Here is a 13,029-nt window from a genome sequence, read left to right on the forward strand (position 1 = left end):
GTCGTGCGATCGCGCCTCTGCATCACCGTCGGGTTTTTTCTCGGCGGCCTCGGGCCGGCCGGTTGGTCCGCGCCCGCGGAGCAGCCGGCCCACCTGCGGGTGGCGCCGCAATCCACCGCGTTGTACCAATGCGGGCCGACCACGCTGGCGGCCGTGCTGGCGTTTCACGGGACGGTCGTGCCGGAGGAGACGATCTCCACGGCGATCTACAGTCCCACCGCCCGGGGCGTGTTGTTGATGGACCTCGCCTGGTATGCTCGCAGCCGGGGATTCAAGACCGAGCTGCGCACCGGCACGCCCGCGGACCTGCAGCAAGCGGTCGCCGCCGGGCAGCCGCCCATCGTGTTGCTGGATTTGGGCCTCGCCTCGATCCGACAGCCGCATTTCACCGCCGTCACGGGGTGGGATGAGCGCGGGGTGCGGTATCAAGGCCGCAAACCGGCCGGTGTTCTGCTCACCCACAAAAAATTCATCCGCCAATGGCAACGCGCCGGAAACCAATTTCTCCTTATCACGCCGGGTTCCTGATCCTGCTGCTGGCGGGCGGCGGGCTGACCGGCTGCGCGCTGCTGCCGGGTGGGCGGCCGGCGGCCGATGCGCTGACCCCGGCGGAGCACCTGCAGCTGGGGATGACGTATGAGCAGGACGGCAAGCCCGACCTGGCTTTGCGCGAGTACGGCCGGGCGGCAGTCGGACCGGAGCGGAGCGTGGCGTTGACCTGTCAGGGCAACGTGCAGGCCGCGCAGGGGCGCCCGCTGGAGGCGGAGGCAAGTTACCGCGCCGCCCTCGGGGCGAAGCCCGACAATGCGATGGCCCTGAACAACCTGGCTTGGTTGCTGGCGCAGGAAAATCGGGACCTGGACGAGGCGGAGCGGTTGATCCGGCAGGCGCTGGCGCTCGGGGCGGAGCCGCGGGCGACCTACGAAGACACCCTCGCATTCATCCTTCGCCGGCGGTGAGCCACGGGTGGGACGGCCCGGTGCCGCCGCTGGTCCGGGGAATCCGGCTTTGACTGTCGGACGTAGCAGTCTAGGTGAATCGACCTTCCCCCATGCTTCCTGAAAACGTCCAAGACCGGGCCGCCCTGTATGTGGCTGGCGAGCTGACCCCGGCGGAGCGCGAGAGCCTGGAGGTGGTACTGGAATTTCATGAGGAACTGCGGGCCCTCGTGGCCGGGTTGCAGGAGACGGTGGCCGCGGTGGCTCTGGCCCCGATCCCCTCCGCCGCCCTGGCCCCGGCGGGGCTGAAGGCCCGGCTGTTGCAGGCGCTCGACGCCCTGCCGCCGGAGCCGGAACCGGAAGCCTTGGTGGTGACCGATCCCGCCGGCCGGATCGAATGGGTGAACCCGGTTTTCACGGCGATGTGCGGCTACTCGATCGAGGAGCTGCGCGGGCGCAAGCCAGGCGAGCTGTTGCAGGGACCAGACACCGAAGCGGCCGCCGTGGCCCGGATCCGGGCGGCCGTTGCCAGTCGGCGCAGCTGCCGGGAGACTCTGGTCAATTATCACAAGGACGGCTCACCCTACCGCGCGGATGTGCGGATTTCCCCGGTACTGGATGAGGGGGGCCACCCCCTCTGGTTTGTGGCGCGCGAGCGGAAGCTGGCGGCGGCTGGTTGCGCCGGGTAAAGCCGGTCTGCGGGACGGGAGATGCGGTCTGTTATGCCCCGGTGGGGTGTTTTTACGGCTGCGTAATTGGCAACTGGTCAACGGCTTCAACCGATCTGCGTCTGGGTGCAAGACCGGACCTCAGGTTTGTCCGCGGGGAGTCGATGCTCAGGGGTCGCATGAGCTCCATCCACGTCCAAACCCCGCGGGGGCAGACCGCCCTTGAGGCAGACACCAACCTCAGTTGGGTCCGGCAGGGCGTGATCCTCGCCGGCGCCGCCTATGGCCTGGTGGCGCTCTTCCTGATTTTCATGGGTTACGCCTACCGCGATGTGGTTGAACAGGTCTTGGTCGCCCTGGTCTGCCTGGTTTCGCTGCGGTGGGTCCGGGCCTGGCCCCGGCGGGTGGGCGTGGTGGTGATGGTGGTGATCTGGTGCGAGGTGATGTACATTCTCTTCAGTACCGCGGCGCTGGAACCCTCCTCGCTGCTGGTGCTGCCCGTGCTGGTGGTGGTGGGCGGGCTGCTGCTGGACAAGAACTGGTCGATTGCCTGGGCCGTGCTGACCGGCGTGGCCATTCCGGTCGCCCAGTACGCCGGTCGCCAGCTGGCGCCGGCGCTTCCGCCGACCCCGGCCAACCCCGTCGTCGCAACCATTGTCGTCGAGATCACGCTGGTGGCGTCCCTGGTTTTTGCGCGCACCCTCATCGGCCACTACCGGCAACGCCACGTGGAAACGGAACGACAGCGGCAGCGGTTCACGCAGCTTTTTGACCAGGTACCGGATTGTTTGGTGGAGCTCGACGAGCAGCAGGTCCTGCGTGAGATCAACGCCGCGGGCGAGCAGCTGCTCGGGGCCCCGCGGGCCGAGCTCATCGGGCGGTCCTTTCCGGCCTTGCTGCAGGCGCGCGGCTTTGTGGTGCCGGAGACGATCGGGGCGACCACGCCGGGACAGCCGCTGGCGTTGACCGCCGCCGCGGGGCCCGCGGGGGTGCGGCATCTGGAACTGGCCGGGCGCGCGGGCGCCGCGGGACCCGGATCGACTTTGCTGGTGGTGCGTGACGTGACCAGCCAGCGGCTGCTGGCGGAACGGCAGGCCGACATCCAGCGCCTGGAAACGGTCGGCCGCCTGGCCGCGGGCATCGCCCATGATTTCAACAACGTGTTCACGGCCATCCAGGGCCATGCCAGCCTGCTGCGCGACCACGCGGATCCGGAGGTGCGGGATTTCTCCGGGCACATCATCACGGCCCAGCAGCGGGGCGCCCGCCTCACGCGGCAGATGCTGTCGTTTGCCCGGCACGACTACCGGCAGCCCGAGGTGATCCTGCTTGCGCAGGAGATGCTGGACTGGTCGGAGATATTCCGCCGCATGCTGGGGACGGATTGCACGCTCGAGTTGAAAGGCGAGGGCGGTTGCCTGATCGAGGCGGACAAGGTGCAGATCGAACAGATCCTGCTGAACCTGTTGGCGAATGCCCGCGATGCGAGCCCGGCGGGCGGCACGGTGGTGTTGGAGGTCGTGCGCTTGCGGCAGGCCGAGGCCACGCGTCTGGGCTCCCAACTCGAAGCCGCGCGCCAGGTCATGTTTGTGGTGGCGGATCGCGGGTCGGGCATGGGCCCCGAGGTGAAGCGCCACCTCTTTGAACCGTTCTTCACCACCAAGCCTCCGGGCAAGGGCACGGGCATGGGTCTGGCCGCCACCTACGGCTTGGTCACCCAGAATCGCGGGTCGATCACGATCGAGAGCGAGCCGGGCCAGGGCACGACCGTGCGGGTTTTCTTCAGCGAGAGCCCGGCCCCGCCCCGGGACGGATCGCGGCACCCCGCCTCGACCCGCTCACGGGACCAGAATCCGGGTTGAACCGGGTGATGCGGCGGAGTCTGGCGCGTCGGGGCCCCGCACCGGTGGGCGCCCGGACGGTGTTTTCCTCGGTCCGGGATGATTTCCGGCGGAGATGACGACGCTTTTTGATTCCGCTCGCCCCTGAAATTGGTACGGTCTCGGGCATGAGCGACGATAACGCGCCCAAGCTCCGCCTGAAGCCCAAGCTGAACACGGATCCCGCCGTCGCTCCCCAAGCCCCGGCCGAGCCGGCCGCCGTCGCCCCGGAGGCCGCGGCCCCCGCCACTGCGGAGGCGCCGAAGCTGGTGCGTCTCAAGCCGAAGCTGACCCCCGCACCTGCGGCTGCGGCCGAAGCGGCCCAACCGGACGCGGCGGTGAGCATGCCCGAAGCGCCAGTCCCGCCGTCGGAGCCGGTGGTGGAGGCGCGGCCCAAGCCCCGTTTGTCCGCCCCGCCGATGGAAGTACCGGCCCCGGCCCCCGCTCCGGTTGAAGCGGGTCCGGTCATGCCCCCGCCGATGCCGGCGGCCCTGGCGCCCGAGGTGCCGCCCGCCGCCGTGACGGACGCGGCCAAGCCGACGGCGAAGTTCAGTTTGAAACCCAAGGCGGCTGGAGCGGCGATGCCCGCGCCGGCGGCCCCGGCGGTGGTGGCCGAACCGGCCCCGGCGGGAGCCGAGCCACCGGTGCTGGATGCACCCCCGCCGGTTCCCACGGAGACCGACCGCGGTGAGCAGGGTGAACCAGGGGAAATCACGGCGATGCGCAAGGCCTCGGCCGCCCCCTTCCCTCCGCCCGGGGGTAATTTCCCTCCGCCGCCCGGCCTGAAGCAGGCGCTGGCCGAGGCGAGCCAGGAAGTAGCGGCGAAGGGTAAATCCAAATCCAAACCCGCCACCAAAAAACAGAAACTGATGCTGCTGGGAGGCGGTTTGGCGGCCTTGTTGGTGCTGGGCGGAGGTGGGTTCGTCTACCTTTCCCTGTCCGAGGAACCGCCGCCGCCGCCGCCCGAGCGGCCGGCGCCGGCCGCCGTGGTCCCGGTGACGCCGGTGGTGACAGCCGAGGTCAAGCCCGAGGCCGAGCCTGCGGCGCCCGCGGCGGAGGCTGCGGTGGTTGAGACGGCCCCAGCCCCGGTTGTGCCCGAGGCCCCGCCGCCACCCCCGCCGCCCAGCGTGGCGTTCCGGGCGTGGGTGGAGAATCTCAAGATCAGCGGCCTGCGCGGCGGGGCCAACCCCCGCATCTTTGTTGGCGGCACGGCCTACCAGAAGGGCGACCTGGTCAACCCGCAGCTGGGCATCGTGCTCGAGGGCTACAACGACACCACGCGCACCCTGCTTTTCCGGGACAAGACGGGGGCAACGGTCGAGCGCCGCCAGTAAGGCGTCGGTGGTGTAATGCCTGGCGCCCCGGCGACTGCGCCGGGGTGCGGGGAACATTCACGGCGTGATTGCCGTGAATCCAAGGAGACCGTTCGCCGATTAGAGTCCGGCCAGGCCGTCCTTGATGCTGCGCAGCAGGACGGGATCGGTGGCGATGCCCACGATGCCGTTCACGACGAACTGCACGCCGATGCTCATGATCATGAAACCCATGATCTTCGTCATGGCATTGACGCCGACGGGACCGATGAACCGGACCAGGCTGCCGGACATCCGGAGCACGGAGTAGGTCAGCAGCGCGACCGTGATGATGCCGGCGATGATTGCGGCGTAGTCGATCCAGCTGGTGGCAAGGGAGGTGAAGCCGAGCGTCACGGCGATCGAGCCAGGGCCGCTGAGCATCGGCATGGCGAGGGGGGAAAAGGAGATGTCCACCTTGCGGCGCGCCGCTTCCTGCTGAGCAGCCTCGCTGGCGGCGTCGGCGCGGGGGGCGAGCAGCATGTTCATGCCGATGCCGGTGACGAGGATGCCGCCGGCGATACGCAGACCGGGGATCGAGATGCCGAAGAAAGTCATGATGAACGTGCCGCCGATGAGGAAGCTCACGAGGATCGCCACCATATAGACACAACCCTTCAAGGCCTGCTCGCGGCGGCGCTCGTCGCTGTCACCTTCCGTGATCGCGAGAAAAGTGGGTCCAGCGGACAGCGGATTGATGATCGGCAGGAGGCCGATCAACGTGCCGAGGTAGATGCCCCAAAGATGGAGGAGGTCTGACATCGGGCGTACGTTAGGGGTCGAGCCGGGTTTGGCGAGCCTCGCTTATGACACGGAGGCGGCGGCGCAACGGGACCGTTCGGTGACCGGTCCTACCACGTGTCCACTGGGCCCTTGGGCACGGGGATGGCGTCGCGGCGCAGGGCGGCGGGATCGTTGGGATCCAGCATGAAGGACGCCACCATGGGATCAGGCCGGTATTGGGCGCGGAGCTCGCCGTGTTCATCGAGGAACTGGGCGCGCCATTTTTCGTAGTGCGCGAGGAGCGTCTCGAACTCGGCGCGGGTGCGGAAGGCGGTGACGCCCTGTTTGAACTCACGGGCGGGGCCGAAGCGCTTCGCGTACCACGAGGCGGGCTTGCGGAAAAGGCGGCAGCCGTGGTCCTCGCCGAAGACCTCGATCATCAGGTCGAGGTGGCGGCGCATGACCTGGGCGCGCTCGGGGTAGCCGGCCTCGGGGCGCAGCTCGCCCGTCGCGAGGTAGTGCCGGGTGTCGCGGAAGATCCACGGGTTGTAGAAGGCGCCGCGGCCGATGCTCACACCGGCGCATCCGGTCTCGTCGAGCATCATCTTCGCGGCGGCGGACGTGGTGACGTCGCCGTTGCCGATGACGGGGATATTCTTGACCGCCTGCACGACGGCGCGGATCCCGGCGAGGTTGACGGTGCCACTGAAGCCCTGGGCGCGGGTGCGGCCGTGGACGAAGATGGCCGCGACGCCGGCGTCCTCGAGCACGCGGGCTAGGTCGGGGGCGGTGAGGTTGTTCTCGTCCCAGCCGAGGCGCATCTTCGCGGTGACGGGAATCTTCACGGCGGCGACCATGCCGCGGACGAGGGCGGCGGTCTTGGCGAGCTCGGTCATCATGGCCGAGCCGCCGCCGACGTTGACCACCTTCTTCACGGGGCAGCCCATGTTGATGTCGACGGAAGCGATGCCGAGGGACTCGACGACGAGGGCGGCGTCGCGCATTTCTTCCGGCACGGAACCAAAGAGCTGGACCGCGAGGAGTTTCTCCGCCGGGCAGGTGCGGATCAGGGAGAGGCCGCGCGGGTTCTTCTCGAGGAGCGAGCGGGCGTTGACGAGGTCGGTCGTGGTCCAGTCGAGGCCGCCGATCTCGCGCACGACGAGCCGGAAGGGCAGGTTGGTGTAGCCTGCCAGCGGGGAGAGGAAGAGATTGGACTGCAGCTCGTAGGGCCCGATGCGCACCCCGCCATGGTTCCGCCAGATGGGCGTGTGGCAACCGGTTTCAGCAGCGGGGGGCCGGGGCGGGGACGGACTGGGCGGTCGGGCCGGCGCCGACGTTCGTCAGCGGGCGGCCACGGCGCGTTGCATGCGTTGGAGCGCGGTGGTGAGCGTGGCGCGGGTGCAGCCGAAGTTGAGGCGGACGAAGTGGCCGGCGGGGGCACCGTACTGCGCGCCGTCGGCGAGGCCGACGCCGTGCTGCTCGAAGAATGCCCCGGCGTCCGTCAGCTTGAGCGCGGAGACGTCGAGCCAGGCGAGGTAGGTGGCCTGACACGGCGTCATGGTGATCATGGGCAGGTGCTCGCGGAGGAAGGCCGCGAGGAAGTCGCGGTTGCCCCGCAGGTAAGCCAGGAGGGCCTGGCGCCAGGGTTCGCCTTCGCGGAACGCGGCCTCGCAGGCGGCGTAACCGAGCGGGCTCATCTCCGGCACGATCCCGGCCATGGCCGACACGAACTGCTGGCGGCGGCGGCTGTCGGGAATGATGGCCAGCGAGCAGGCGAGGCCGGCGATGTTGTAGGTCTTGCTCGGGGCGAGGAGCGTGATGGAGCGGGCGGCGGTCTCCGCCGAGAGCGTGGCGATGGGGAGGTGCGGCAGATCGTCGAGGATGAGGTCGCAATGGATGTCATCGGAGACGAGCACGAGGTCGTGCTTGGCGCAGAAGGCGGCGACCTGTTCCAATTCGGGACGGGTGAAGACGCGGCCGACGGGGTTGTGCGGGCTGCAGAGGAAGAAAACTTTCGTGCGCGGGGTGACGGCGCGTTCCATGGCGGGCCAGTCGAACTCGTGGCGGCCGTCGGCACGCACGGCGAGGGGGACCATGATCGTCTCAAGGCCCTGATTCCGCGGCGCGCTCATGAAGGGCGGGTAGATCGGCGTAGCGGTGAGCACGGCATCACCCGCGGCGCCCATGGAGCGGGCGGCCAGGTTAAGGGCGGTGACGAGGCCCGGCAGCCACACGATCCAGGACGGCTCGATCTTCCAGCCGTAGCGGGCCGCACAGTAGGCGACGGTCGCCTCGGTGAGGGAAGGCAGGGGGCCGGCGTAGCCGAAGACCCCGTGGTCCACGCGACGGTGCAGGGCCGCGAGCACGGCCGGCGGGGCGGCGAAGTCCATGTCGGCCACCCAGAGGGGAAGGATGTCACGGCCGGCATATTTGCGCCACTTGCGGCTGTCGCTCGGGGCGCGGTCGATCACGGTGTCGAAGTCAAAAGTCATGGGCAGGGGCTGATTCAAACCACCCCGTCAGGGCTGGCCACGGTAAAAGTGTCAACCTGTCGGACTTTCCCGGCCGGTTTGGCGCACAGCGGGGCGAAATTTCCCACCCGGTTTGTGCGACGCCGTCGGCAAGTCGCGGACTTTTCGCGGGTTGCGCGCCAAAACCGGCCGGGCACGAGCTGTGCAGTGGGGTCGCGTACGTTTCATTTTAACCACCAACCCATCGAAATACCATGAACCGCATTATCCGTTACACCTATCCCCGCAGCGCGAACCTGTTCGCCAACCGCAATCCCTGGGCCGGCCTCGAGTCCGAGGTCGACCGTCTGTTCGAATCCGCCCTCGCGGACCTAGCCGCCCCGGCCCGGGCCCCGCGCTTCCCGGTCGATCTCTACGAGGACAAGGACAACACCTATGTCCGCGCCGAGCTCCCGGGCGTGAGTCGCGAGGCCATCGCCGTCGAGATGGTGGATGGTTACCTGACCATCGCCGCCACGCGCAAGCAGGGGGAGGAGACCTTCAGCCTCAACCGCTCCGTGGCGATTCCCGAGGCGGTGCAGGCCGACAAGGTCACCGCCGCCTACGAAAACGGCGTACTCACCGTCACCCTGCCCAAGCAGGAGCAGGTGAAGCCGCGCAAGATCAACGTCTCGGTCAACTGAACCGGCCGGACTCCATCCCACCCACCTACCTTCAACCACAGGAGAATATCACCATGAGCATCCTCAACCAGATCGTTCCCCGTCTGTCCCGCACGCTGTCCGGCCGTTCGGATAGCACCGCATCGGCGGCGGCCAGCCAGCCCGAGTTCACCCTCAAGCCCGCCTATGAGATCACCGAGAACACCGAAGCCTGGGGCCTGATCGCCCAGTTGCCGGGCGTGACGAAGGAAGGTCTCGAGCTGACGGCCGAGGAGGGCCGCGTCACGGTGCGCGGCCGCCGGGCCTGGCAGAAGCCGGAGGCGTGGACCGCGGTCTACCGCGAATCCGTCGACGCGCCTTACGAACTCACCCTGGAGCACGACAACACCGTGGATGCCGACAAGATCCATGCCGAGCTCAAGGACGGGGTTTTGCGGGTCTCCCTACCCAAGGCGGAGGCCCTGAAGCCCCGTAAGATCGCTGTAAATTGAGCTTTTTCGTGCCAAAGCACAAAACCGTCAGGTTTTCGGCACGGAACCAGCTTTTAGGGATCTCAATCAATCCGGTGGCTTAGGGGTAGGTCACCGGGTTAATGACCGCCTCGTGCGGCAAATCGCCGGGAGCTCGTTCACGGGCCCCGGCGATTTTATTTTTTGGGGTCGGGAGGGCGGTTGCCGGGCTCCCCCGGCCCGACCCAAACCAGCGGGGTTCAGCCGTCGCCAAGGCTATGGCTGAGGCAGTCGGCAACCCCGCCCTACAACGGGCTTACTTCTTCGCCTTCTCGGGGATGAGGATGGAGGCGAGGATGGAGGCGGTGAGGACGGTGCCGATGATGCTGAGCGACCAGCCGATCGGGACGTGGAAGTGGAAGTAGGTGGCGAGCATCTTGCTGCCGACAAAGATGAGGATGACCGACAGCCCGATGTTGATGAAGCGGAAGAGCTTCATCACGCCCGACACGGCGAAGTACAGCGACCGCAGGCCGAGGATCGCAAAGATGTTCGAGGTGAAGATGATGAATTCGTTGCGGGTGATCGCGATGACGGCGGGGATGGAGTCGAGGGCGAACATGACGTCGGTGGTCTCGACGATCAGCAGGACCAGGAACATCGGGGTGGCGTGGATCTTGCCGTGGATGCGGGTGAAGAAAGCGCCGCCGTGGAAGTGCGGGGAGACCGGCATGATGCGGCGGGCCAGTTTGACCGCGGGGTTCTTCTCGGGCTGGAAGCCGTCCTCCTTCTTCGGCTGGGCCAGCTTGATGCCCGTGTAGATGAGGAAGGCGCCGAAGATATAGATGATCCAGTGGAAGCGGTTGATCAGTGAGACGCCGGCAAAGATGAAGAGGGCGCGCATCACCACCGCACCGATGATGCCCCAGAAGAGCACGCGGTGCTGGTAGCGCGGCTCGACCCGGAAGTACTGGAAGATGACGATGAAGACGAAGACGTTGTCCACGCTCAGGCAGAGCTCGATCAGGTAGCCGGTGAAGAACTCGAGCGCCGGCCGGCTGGTCGCGGTGGCCGGCATCTGGAACGCGATGAGGAGGTTGAAGGCCATCGCCAGGCTGAACCAGACCGCGCACCAACCCAGGGCCTCCTTGAGGGAGACCTCGTGGGCCTTGCGGTTGAACACGCCGAGGTCGAGGGCCAGCATGGCGGCGACAAAGGCGATGAAACCGGCCCAGGCCCACCAGGGCATGGCACTGAACATGGCGGCAAGCGGGAGAAGCATGAGCGGCGGAGTGTGGGCGGGCCCTTCGCGGGGGCAAGGAGGGAGTGATTGGTGGGTGCCGGGTTCACCCCCATCGCCCGGGGAAGTGAAGGTTTTGACAAGCCGGGGTGGGGCGGTTGAGTGGCCGACGCATGAAGCTGATCGTTCACCTGCTTTTCCTCGCCAGTCTCGCCATCACGGCCGCCGCCCAGGCCCCCGCCCCCGCGGGCGCGCCCGAAGCCGCCGCCGGGCCGGACGTGACCACGCAGGCCGCCGCGGCCGTCGCCGCGGGCCAGTCGCCGGCGCCGCAGACCCCGGATTTTCTCGAGCACCTCGTCGACCTGATCCTCCAGGCCTTCGACATCCGCAGCAGCGAGAACACGGTGACGCACTACGCCATCGCGCTCCTGATCACCCTGATCGCCTACGTGCTCCGGAAGGTGGTCACGACCTTCATCTTCGGCTTCTTCAAGCGCCTGGCCTCGCGCACCACGACGACACTGGACGACAAGCTGTTCCCCGCCCTCGAGGGTCCGGTGAAGGCGAGTATCGTCGTGGTGGGCACGATGCTCTCGCTCAAGGTGCTGAAGCTGTCGCCCACGGCGGACCAGACGCTGGGTTACACCTACACCGCCGCGTTCTCCCTGGTGCTGTTCTGGGGATTCCTGCGCGCCTTCGATACGGTGCTCGACCACCTGCAGGAGGTCGCGCACGAGAAGCACCTCGGCCTGGCCCCGTTCATGCCGTGGATCAAGAAGTCGCTGCTCACGATCGTCTTTGTGTTCGGCGTGCTGATGATCGCGCAGAGCCTTGGCGCCGACGTGAAGGCCTTCCTCGCCGGCCTCGGCATCGGCGGCCTGGCCTTCGCCCTCGCGGCGCAGGACACGATCGCCAATCTCTTCGGCTCGGTGGTCGTGGCGATCGACCAGCCATTCAAGATCGGCGAGACGATCCGGATCGCCGGCAGCATCGGCACGGTGGAGGACATCGGCCTTCGCTCCACCAAGCTGCGGCTGGTGGACCGGTCGCTGATGATCATCCCGAACAAGACGGTCGCGGCCGAGGCCATCACCAATCTCTCGCGCTTCACCGCGCGGCGGGTCGAGCAGGTCTTCGGCCTGACCTATGACGCGACGCCCGCCCAGCTGGAGGCCATCACCGCGGAGATCCGCCGGATGATCGAGGCGGAGCCGGAGGTCAACGCCCCCGACACTCACGTCTATTTCCGCGATTTCAGCGCCTCGTCGCTCGACCTCTGGGTCGTGTACGTGACGAAGGATCCGGATTTCGCGAAGCACATGGCGCTGCGCCAGCGGCTCAATCTGGCGATCATGCGCGCCATCCAAGCCCGCGGGCTGGCCTTTGCGTACCCGACGCAGACGGTTTACTCGGTCGCGGCGCCGGAGAAGAAAGGGTAGGGCGGACTTCTGCAGGGCGGAGACCCCGCCCTGCATCCTCAGTCCAGCGTCTGCCGGTAGCGTTTCACGCCGATGGTCATGGCCACGGTGAGGAAGAGAAGCAGGGGCCAGAGGTGGGGCAGGATTTCGTCGACGCCATTGCCCTTGAGCAGAATGCCGCGGGCGATGCGGAGGAAGTGGGTGTTGGGCAAACAGGAGCCGATCCATTGGGCCCATTCCGGCATGCCGCGGAAGGGAAACATGAAGCCGGAGAGCAGGATCGAGGGCAGGAAGAAGAAGAACGCCATCTGCACGGCCTGGAGCTGGTTTTTGGCCAGCGTCGAGAAGGTGATGCCCATCGCCAGGTTGGCGGCGATGAAGAAGAACGCCACGAGGTAGAGCAGCGGCAGGCTGCCGGTCATCGGGACGTGGAAGACGAAGCGGGCGGCCAGAAGGATCAGCGTGACCTGGATGTAGCCGACCACGATGTAGGGCAGGATCTTGCCGAGCATGACCTCGAAGGGGCGCACGGGCGTGGCGAGGAGGTTCTCCATCGTGCCCCGCTCGCGTTCGCGCGTGATGGCGAGGGCGGTGATGACGACCATCGTCATGGTCAGTACTACGCCCATGAGGCCGGGGACGATGTTGTACTGCGTGATGTTCTCCGGGTTGTAGTGCGCGTGGACCTGGAAGGCGACGGGCCCGGGGGTGCCGCGTAGCCGCGCGAGCGGGCCGGTCAGGTCGCGGTTGAACACGCTGTCGGCCAGCGCGCGCGTGGCCGAGACGGCCGGACCCACGGCGGCGGGGTCGGTGGCGTCGGCCTCGATCAGCACGGTCGGCCGCTCGCCGCGGAGCAGGGTGCGGGTGAAATCCTCGGGGATGTTGATGACGAACTGCACCTCGCCGAGCTGGAGCATCTGGTGCGCTTCCGCCTCGGTGGCGGCCTCGCGCACGAGGGTGAAGTAGCCGCTGTTTTTCAGGGCGGCGACGAGGGTGCGCGCGTAGGGTCCCTGGTCGGCGGCGCGCAGGGCGGCGGGCAGGTGCTTCGGGTCGGAGTTGATGGCGAAGCCGAAGACGATGAGCTGCATCAGCGGGATGCCGACCATCATGCCGAAGGTCACGCGGTCGCGCTTCATCTGGATGAACTCCTTGAGCACGATGGCCCAGAGGCGGTGGAAGGTGAAGCGGCTCATGGGCGGGTGCCGCGCAGGGAGGGCCGGCGGATCGG

The 13,029-nt window shown here is 67.6% G+C and carries 13 protein-coding genes; 8 read left to right on the plus strand and 5 right to left on the minus strand.

Annotated features, from left to right (window positions below; translation table 11 throughout):
• Positions 1-3: 3 nt before the first annotated feature.
• The 5 genes from Verru16B_RS07415 (at position 4) to Verru16B_RS18115 (ending at position 4,820) form a co-directional block, all read left to right on the plus strand.
• Positions 4-528 (plus strand): cysteine peptidase family C39 domain-containing protein, encoded by a 525-nt coding sequence (locus Verru16B_RS07415; RefSeq protein WP_069961683.1) that lies wholly within the window; start codon positions 4-6, stop codon positions 526-528.
• The gene (locus Verru16B_RS07420) at positions 480-959 is read left to right on the plus strand and encodes a tetratricopeptide repeat protein (RefSeq protein ID WP_069961684.1); all 480 of its coding nucleotides are present in this window, start codon (positions 480-482) and stop codon (positions 957-959) included. The genes Verru16B_RS07415 and Verru16B_RS07420 overlap by 49 nt, the downstream gene beginning before the upstream one ends.
• A gap of 92 nt (positions 960-1,051) precedes the next feature.
• Entirely contained in the window at positions 1,052-1,627 is a 576-nt protein-coding gene (locus Verru16B_RS07425; RefSeq protein ID WP_069961685.1) for a PAS domain-containing protein, read from the plus strand.
• A 158-nt stretch (positions 1,628-1,785) separates the two neighbouring features.
• Entirely contained in the window at positions 1,786-3,468 is a 1,683-nt protein-coding gene (locus Verru16B_RS07430; RefSeq protein ID WP_069961686.1) for a two-component system sensor histidine kinase NtrB, read from the plus strand.
• Between the two features lie 146 nt (positions 3,469-3,614).
• Complete coding sequence (locus Verru16B_RS18115) at positions 3,615-4,820, plus strand: hypothetical protein (protein WP_069961687.1); 1,206 nt, start codon at positions 3,615-3,617, stop codon at positions 4,818-4,820.
• A gap of 99 nt (positions 4,821-4,919) precedes the next feature.
• Here the strand turns inward: Verru16B_RS18115 and Verru16B_RS07440 are convergent, their stop codons facing one another.
• The 3 genes from Verru16B_RS07440 to Verru16B_RS07450 form a co-directional block, all read right to left on the minus strand.
• Positions 4,920-5,600, minus strand: coding sequence for a MarC family NAAT transporter (locus tag Verru16B_RS07440; RefSeq protein ID WP_069961688.1), 681 nt, complete (start codon positions 5,598-5,600; stop codon positions 4,920-4,922).
• Positions 5,601-5,689: 89 nt separating this feature from the next.
• Entirely contained in the window at positions 5,690-6,802 is a 1,113-nt protein-coding gene (gene dusB, locus Verru16B_RS07445) for a tRNA dihydrouridine synthase DusB (RefSeq protein WP_069961689.1), read from the minus strand.
• Positions 6,803-6,901: 99 nt separating this feature from the next.
• Complete coding sequence (locus tag Verru16B_RS07450; RefSeq protein ID WP_069961690.1) at positions 6,902-8,053, minus strand: MalY/PatB family protein; 1,152 nt, start codon at positions 8,051-8,053, stop codon at positions 6,902-6,904.
• Between the two features lie 233 nt (positions 8,054-8,286).
• Here Verru16B_RS07450 and Verru16B_RS07455 point away from each other — a divergent pair, with 233 nt between their 5' ends.
• Positions 8,287-8,715, plus strand: coding sequence for an Hsp20/alpha crystallin family protein (locus Verru16B_RS07455; protein ID WP_069961691.1), 429 nt, complete (start codon positions 8,287-8,289; stop codon positions 8,713-8,715).
• A 53-nt stretch (positions 8,716-8,768) separates the two neighbouring features.
• Positions 8,769-9,185 (plus strand): Hsp20/alpha crystallin family protein, encoded by a 417-nt coding sequence (locus Verru16B_RS07460; protein ID WP_069961692.1) that lies wholly within the window; start codon positions 8,769-8,771, stop codon positions 9,183-9,185.
• 274 nt (positions 9,186-9,459) lie between these two features.
• On the opposite strand, the gene Verru16B_RS07465 is transcribed toward Verru16B_RS07460, so the two are convergent.
• Complete coding sequence (locus Verru16B_RS07465) at positions 9,460-10,425, minus strand: TerC family protein (protein ID WP_237023486.1); 966 nt, start codon at positions 10,423-10,425, stop codon at positions 9,460-9,462.
• Between the two features lie 131 nt (positions 10,426-10,556).
• Here Verru16B_RS07465 and Verru16B_RS07470 point away from each other — a divergent pair, with 131 nt between their 5' ends.
• A complete protein-coding gene (locus tag Verru16B_RS07470; RefSeq protein ID WP_069961694.1) occupies positions 10,557-11,822 on the plus strand; it encodes a mechanosensitive ion channel family protein in 1,266 nt (421 codons plus the stop codon).
• A 38-nt stretch (positions 11,823-11,860) separates the two neighbouring features.
• Here the strand turns inward: Verru16B_RS07470 and Verru16B_RS07475 are convergent, their stop codons facing one another.
• Positions 11,861-12,994 (minus strand): ABC transporter permease, encoded by a 1,134-nt coding sequence (locus Verru16B_RS07475; RefSeq protein ID WP_069961695.1) that lies wholly within the window; start codon positions 12,992-12,994, stop codon positions 11,861-11,863.
• Positions 12,995-13,029 lie beyond the last annotated feature (35 nt).

This window comes from Lacunisphaera limnophila, assembly GCF_001746835.1.
Taxonomy (GTDB): Bacteria; Verrucomicrobiota; Verrucomicrobiia; order Opitutales; family Opitutaceae; genus Lacunisphaera; species Lacunisphaera limnophila.